Origin of the sequence: Desulfovibrio aminophilus DSM 12254 (assembly GCF_000422565.1) — a bacterium.
GTDB classification, from domain to species: Bacteria; Desulfobacterota; Desulfovibrionia; order Desulfovibrionales; family Desulfovibrionaceae; genus Aminidesulfovibrio; species Aminidesulfovibrio aminophilus.
Genome location: NZ_AUMA01000007.1, coordinates 304,360 through 310,359, shown reverse-complemented (window position 1 = coordinate 310,359; position 6,000 = coordinate 304,360). Strand labels below are relative to the sequence as shown.

General features: G+C 66.5%; 8 protein-coding genes. 5 read left to right on the top strand and 3 right to left on the bottom strand.

Going from position 1 to position 6,000, the window contains the following annotated elements:
• Positions 1-47: 47 nt before the first annotated feature.
• Positions 48-371: an Lrp/AsnC family transcriptional regulator gene (locus H587_RS17320; protein ID WP_051202448.1), complete on the bottom strand. Its 324-nt coding sequence runs from the start codon at positions 369-371 to the stop codon at positions 48-50.
• Between the two features lie 136 nt (positions 372-507).
• Here H587_RS17320 and H587_RS0105155 point away from each other — a divergent pair, with 136 nt between their 5' ends.
• Genes H587_RS0105155 through H587_RS0105140 form a run of 4 tightly spaced genes read left to right on the top strand, consistent with a single transcriptional unit; the run spans position 508 to position 4,212 of the window.
• Positions 508-1,641 (top strand): ABC transporter permease, encoded by a 1,134-nt coding sequence (locus tag H587_RS0105155; protein WP_034608558.1) that lies wholly within the window; start codon positions 508-510, stop codon positions 1,639-1,641.
• Between the two features lie 50 nt (positions 1,642-1,691).
• On the top strand, positions 1,692-2,444 hold the full coding sequence (locus H587_RS0105150; protein ID WP_051202455.1) for an ABC transporter ATP-binding protein: 753 nt from the start codon (positions 1,692-1,694) through the stop codon (positions 2,442-2,444).
• The gene (locus tag H587_RS0105145) at positions 2,441-3,592 is read left to right on the top strand and encodes an MlaD family protein (protein ID WP_027175364.1); all 1,152 of its coding nucleotides are present in this window, start codon (positions 2,441-2,443) and stop codon (positions 3,590-3,592) included. Before H587_RS0105150 ends, H587_RS0105145 begins: the two co-directional genes overlap by 4 nt.
• The gene (locus H587_RS0105140) at positions 3,589-4,212 is read left to right on the top strand and encodes an ABC-type transport auxiliary lipoprotein family protein (RefSeq protein WP_027175363.1); all 624 of its coding nucleotides are present in this window, start codon (positions 3,589-3,591) and stop codon (positions 4,210-4,212) included. The genes H587_RS0105145 and H587_RS0105140 overlap by 4 nt, the downstream gene beginning before the upstream one ends.
• Before the next feature lie 58 nt (positions 4,213-4,270).
• Here the strand turns inward: H587_RS0105140 and rpe are convergent, their stop codons facing one another.
• Both rpe and ahbA read right to left on the bottom strand, forming a co-directional pair.
• A complete protein-coding gene (rpe, locus tag H587_RS0105135) occupies positions 4,271-4,924 on the bottom strand; it encodes a ribulose-phosphate 3-epimerase (protein WP_027175362.1) in 654 nt (217 codons plus the stop codon).
• A 19-nt stretch (positions 4,925-4,943) separates the two neighbouring features.
• A complete protein-coding gene (ahbA, locus tag H587_RS0105130; protein ID WP_027175361.1) occupies positions 4,944-5,396 on the bottom strand; it encodes a siroheme decarboxylase subunit alpha in 453 nt (150 codons plus the stop codon).
• Between the two features lie 99 nt (positions 5,397-5,495).
• Between ahbA and yjgA the strand changes: the two genes are divergently transcribed.
• Positions 5,496-5,990: a ribosome biogenesis factor YjgA gene (gene yjgA, locus H587_RS0105125; RefSeq protein ID WP_211219488.1), complete on the top strand. Its 495-nt coding sequence runs from the start codon at positions 5,496-5,498 to the stop codon at positions 5,988-5,990.
• The last annotated feature ends 10 nt before the right edge of the window (positions 5,991-6,000 follow it).

Here is a 6,000-nt window from a genome sequence, read left to right as displayed (position 1 = left end):
CTCTGGCTTGCCCAGAAAAGGCGGCATAGCCCATGAACCTGTCCACCTTAGTTTTGCCGCCGAGTGGTCCAAAAACCGGACCCACTTCTGACTTCGAGGACGCCCGACACCTGGGCCAGTTGGGCGCCGGCCTCGGTGGAGCCAACGGCCTCGCTGACATGCACCGTGGTGAAGGCCGTGAGCCGCTGCCCAAGGGACTTCGGATCGAGCAGGGCCTCGTAGCCCTGAATCACGCCCTTGCGCTCCAGCTTGCGGATGCGCTCGAGCACGGCCGAGGGCGCCATGCCCACGCGCCGGGCGATCTCCGCGTTGGACACACGGCCGTCTCCCTGAAGAATCATCAGAATATTCCTGTCGATTCCGTCGATCATTCTTTGTTCCTTCTGTTTTGAGAATATCGTTCTGTTCGCCCATTTTTGTCAAGAGGCTTCCGGTTTTGCCTTTTCTCCTTGAATGCAATAATAATAGAAGTTGGCGTGCGACAATCCACGCCAGGAATGGACCCACATGAACCAACCAGCCGCCTTGCGCATCGACTACGCCCCCCAGGCCCCGGACGGCCTGACCCTGTCGTTCGCGGGCAGGCTGGACGCCCAGGCCCTCGGCCGCCTCTGGAACGAGATCCTCGCCCGTGCGGGACAGGCCGGCGTGCGGCATGTGCTGGCCGACCTTTCCGGAGTGAAGGCCCTGGACGGCGCGGGCATCGCCCTGCTGTTGCGCCTGCGTCTGGACAAGGAGGCCCAGGGCGGCGGCCTGGAGCTGCGCGGCCTGCCCGAGCGCTACGAACGGCTCCTGGACCTCTTCGACACCGACCGCTTGCGCCGGGACGAGGGCCCGGCCCGCCCCAGGCCGGGACTGGTGGACCGGGCCGGACTGGCCGGGATGCGCTTCTTCGACGATCTTCAGCAGATGGTCGCCTTCGTGGGCGAATGCACCCTGGCCCTGGGCTACGCCCTGCGCCACCCCCGCCGCGTACGCTGGCAGGACATGCTGCTCACCTGCGAGCGGGCCGGGGCCGAAAGCCTGCCCATCATCCTGCTCATCGGTTTCCTCATGGGCCTGATCATGGCCTTCCAGTCGGCCATGAGCCTGGAGCGTTTCGGAGCCCAGATCTTCGTGCCCAACATGCTCGGGCTGGTCATGTTTCGGGAGCTGGGCGGGCTGGTCACGGCCATCCTCTTGGCCGGACGCTCGGGCTCGTCCTTCGCCGCCGAGATCGGGACCATGAAGGTCAACGAGGAGGTCAACGCCCTGGTGACCATGGGCCTGGACCCCGTGCGCTTCCTGGTGGCGCCCAAAGTTCTGGCGGCCGTGGCCATGATGCCGCTGATGATCCTTTTCTTCAATTTCGCCAGCCTCGTGGGCGGGGCCGTGGTCATGCTCTCCCTGGAATTTCCCCTGGCCACCTACACCTCGCGGGTCTTCGCCAACCTGGGCATGATCGATTTCCTCGGCGGGCTGTTCAAGGGCCTGATCTTCAGCCTGCTGGTGGCCGGAGTGGGCTGCCAGCGCGGCCTGACCACCGGCGCGGGAGCCGGAGCCGTGGGCCAGTCGACCACCAGCGCGGTGGTTTCCGGCATCATTCTCATCGCCGTGGCCGACGGCATCTTCGCCGTGGCCTTCTACTACCTGGGCATCTGAGGGACGCCGTGGCCGCCGATCCCCTGGACATCGTCATCAGCGTACGCGACATGACCTGCGCCTACGGCGAACGGGTCATCGTCCGCGACGTCTCCTTCGACGTGCGCCGGGGCGAGATCTTCGTCATCCTGGGCGGATCGGGCTGCGGCAAAAGCACCGTGCTCAAGCACCTCATCGGGCTCTACCGCCCGGCGGCCGGGACCGTGACCTACCACTTTCCGGAGTCGGAACGGCCCCTGCGCATGGATATCGAAGGCGGCGCGGACCGCGAGGCCATCCTGCGGCGGATCGGGGTCATGTATCAGGGCGGAGCCCTGTTCGGCTCCATGACCCTGCTGGAGAACGTGCGTCTGCCCCTGGAGGAGTTCACGGACCTGCCTCCCTCGGCGCGGGACTTCGTGGCCCGCATGAAACTCTCCCTGGTGGGCCTGGAGGAGTTCCGCGACCACCTGCCCTCGGAACTGTCCGGCGGCATGCAGAAACGCGCGGCCATCGCCCGGGCCATGGCTTTGGATCCCGAGGTGCTCTTCCTGGACGAGCCCTCGGCCGGACTCGACCCCATCACCTCCGCCGGGCTCGACGAACTGATCCAGAGCCTCTCACGTTCCCTGGGCATGACCTTCGTGGTCGTCTCCCACGAACTGCCGAGCATCTTCGCCATCGCGGACACGGCCATCATGCTGGACAAGACGGCCCAGGGCATCGTGGCCCAGGGCAACCCGGCCGATCTCCGGGATTCCTCGGACAACCCCCTGGTGCGCCGCTTCTTCCACCGCGAGACGGCCGGCGCGGAGGCTTCATGAGCACACGGCCCAACACCTTCAAGCTCGGACTCTTCCTCATCACGGGCAGCGCCCTGTTCGTGCTCATGGTGGTGGTCCTGGGCGCGGGGCGGTTCTTCAAGAAGATCTATCACCTGGAAACCTACATCAACGAGTCGGTCAACGGCCTGGAAGTCGGTTCTCCGGTCAAGTACCGGGGCGTGCAGGTGGGCCGGGTGAGCGCCATCGGCTTCGTGGCCGACAAGTACTCCGGCTTCTTCAGCGGCAAGTACCGTTACGTTCTCGTGGAATGCGAGGTCGAGGCCCGCTATTTCCACAATATACCCGACGAGGAACTGGCCCACGGCATCAAGTCCGAGATCGAGCGGGGCATGCGCATGCGTCCGGTCTCCCAGGGCCTCACGGGCCAGCTCTACCTGGGCATCGATTACCTGGACCCGGCAGCCAACCCGCCCCTGGAAATCAACTGGGAGCCGCAGTACCTCTATGTCCCCTCCGCGCCGAGCACCCTCTCCAAGGTGGAGGAGGCCGTCTCGCGCATCAGCGACACATTGGGCGCGTTGAACAAGCAGGACCTGGAGGCCATCATCTCGGACGTGAAGACCATCACGGCCAGCCTCTCGCAGTTCATGAAGGGCGGCGACAAGCAGGGCGTGGGAAAACTCCTGGCCTCCAACCTGGAGGACCTGGGCAAGGCCATCGACCGGGTCAACGACCTGCTCAACCGCCGCGAGTTCGACACGCTGATCACCAGCGCGGCCAACGCGGCCAAGGGCGTGGACCACATCGTGGCCTCGGCCGGGGACGACGTGCTGGTCATCGCCGCCTCCATGCGCGAGGCCTCCGAAAGCATCAAGGCCGCCAGCGGCCAGATCGAGAAGACCCTGGCCAGTCCCGAAATGAAGGCCAACCTGGCCGGGCTGGGAACGACCCTCAAGAACGTCAACGCCTCGGCCGGAGACATGCGCGCGGCCGCCTCCAGGCTGCATGACCTGCTGGGCCGGGTGAACGCCCTGGTGGCCGGGCAGCAGACCAATATCGAGGACATCGTCGAGGACACGCGGCGCCTGATGGAGAACCTGCGGGAACTCTCCAACGAGGCCAAGCGCTATCCCTCGGGCATGATCTTCGGCGATCCGCCGGCCAAAGTGAACCCGGAGAACCCATGAACAGACGCGTCCTTCTCCTGGGCCTCTGCGCCCTCCTCCTCGCGGCCCTCGGCGGCTGCATGGGCGGGCTCAAGCACCCGCCGGTGGAAAAGCGCCATTTCGACCTCCAGGTGAAACGCGGCGAGGCGAAACCGCCGCGCGCCGGAGGGCCGACGCTGGCCGTGCGCCGGGTCATGGTCTCGCCGCGCTACGACGGCCGGGAGATGGTCTACCGCACCGGCCCCACGGATTTCTCCTCGGACTTCTACAACCTCTATTTCGTCTCGCCGTCCCAGATGCTCGGCCAGGACCTGCGCCAATGGCTGGCTCAAAGCGGCGTGTTCGGCCACGTGCTGGATTCCGCCACCCTGGTGCGGCCGGACCTGACCCTGGAGACCAACGCGGCCGTGTTCTGCGGCGACTACTCGATGAAGCCGGGCAAGGCCGTGGTCGAGATGCAGTTCCTGCTCCTGGATGAGCGCGATCCCGACACCCCGGTGGTCTTTTCCCGGGACTACCGCCGCGAGGAACCGCTGACCGGCGGCGAGCCGCGCGACCTGGTGGAGGGATTGCGCCGGGCCGTGGCCGGAATCTACGGCGACCTGGAGAACGACCTGAGGGCGCTGCCCGCGTTGCGCTAGACGAGCGGAACCGTGAAAAAACGAAGGGGGCCTCGGGGCCCCCTTTTCTTTGGCGTGGTCAGCGGCCGCAGGCCGCCAGAAAGGTCTTGTGCCGTTCGCCGTAAGGCGGGTGGTTGAAGAAGGCCGAACCCGAGACGAGCACATCGGCCCCGGCGGCCACGATCTCGGCGCAGTTCTCCGGGGTCACGCCGCCGTCCACCTGGATCAGGGCGCGGGACCCGCAGGCCGCGATCATACGCTTCAGCTCACGGATCTTGTCCAGGCTGAAGGGAATGAAGGACTGCCCCCCGAAGCCCGGGTTCACGCTCATGACCAGGACCATGTCCAGCTGCGGCAGAAGATATTTCACGGCCTCGGCCGGAGTGGCGGGATTGAGGGCAACGGCGGCCTTCTTCCCGGCCTTGGCGATCATGGCGCAAGTCCGCTCCAGATGCACGGTGGCCTCGGCGTGGACGCAGATGAGGTCCGCCCCGGCGTCCACGAAGTCCTGGATGTAGCGCTCCGGGCGCTCGATCATCAGGTGGGTGTCGAAAAACAGGGAGCAGCCCTTGCGCATGGCCTTGATCACCGGCGGGCCGAAGGTGATGTTCGGCACGAAGGCGCCGTCCATGACATCCAGGTGGGCCCAGCGGATTCCGGCGGCCTCCAGGGCGGCCAGTTCGTCGCCCAGGCGCGCGAAGTCCGAAGACAAGAGCGAGGGGGAGAGAATCACATCCGACACGGCCGTCCCCCTACGCCTCGCCCATGGCGAAGTCCACCTTGATCTTGAACAGGCGGCTGGCGGGCAGGTTGAGGATCGGGATGCCCGTGGCGGCCGTGATCCCGGCCAGGGTGGACTCCACGTTCTCCCAGGAGGGGCCGATGTAGGCGAACCAGACGTTGAACTCATGCTCCCGCAGATAGTTGTGGGTCACGCCGGGGTGGCGGTTGACTTCGGACACGAAGGATTCCAACTGATCCTCGGGCACCCGGGCGGCGCAAAGCGTGGAGCGCCAGCCCAGCCTGCGGGAGTCGAAGTTGGCCCCGGTGCGGCGGATCACGCCGCTCTGCCTAAGCGCCCGCACCCGGGCCAGCACCTCGGCCTCGGTCAGGCCCAGGCGTTCGCCTACGGCTCCGTAGGGCCGGGATTCCAGGGGAAAGTCGGACTGGATGATGTCGAGAATCCTCTTGTCGTGTTCGTCCATGAAAACCTCCGGGATCGCCTTGGTCAGTACGTCGCCCGGCCCGGAATTGTCAACGCGCGGGCTTTGCGCAAAACCTCGGCCTGGGCTAGGATGCCCTCCATGAGCACAGATGATCGCCCCAAGAGCCGCTCCCAGAAAAAGCGCGAGATGACCGCCCTGCAGGATACGGGCGCGCGGCTGGTGGAACTTTCCCCCGAGGCCCTGTCCCGCGTGGAGATGCCCGAAACCCTGCGCCGGGCCGTCCTCGAGGCCCGGAAGATGAAGGGCCACGAGGCGCGCCGCCGTCAGTTGCAATACATCGGCTCGCTCATGCGCGACGCCGACCCCGAGCCCATCCGCCGGGCCCTGGAGATCAAGGACCAGGACCGGCTGGCCGACTCCCGCGCCTTCCAGCGTCTGGAACGCTGGCGCGACGGCCTGGTGGAGGCCCTGCCCGGTGTCGCCGAGGAAATCCTCGCGAGCTACCCCGCGGCCGACGTGGAACGCCTTGCGCGCATGGCGGCCGAGGCCCGGCGGGAGCGCGAGAAGAACGCTCCGCCCAAGGCCTTCCGCGCCCTGTTCCGGGCCTTGCGCGATCTGGATTCCAGGGTCTGACCAGGCCTTG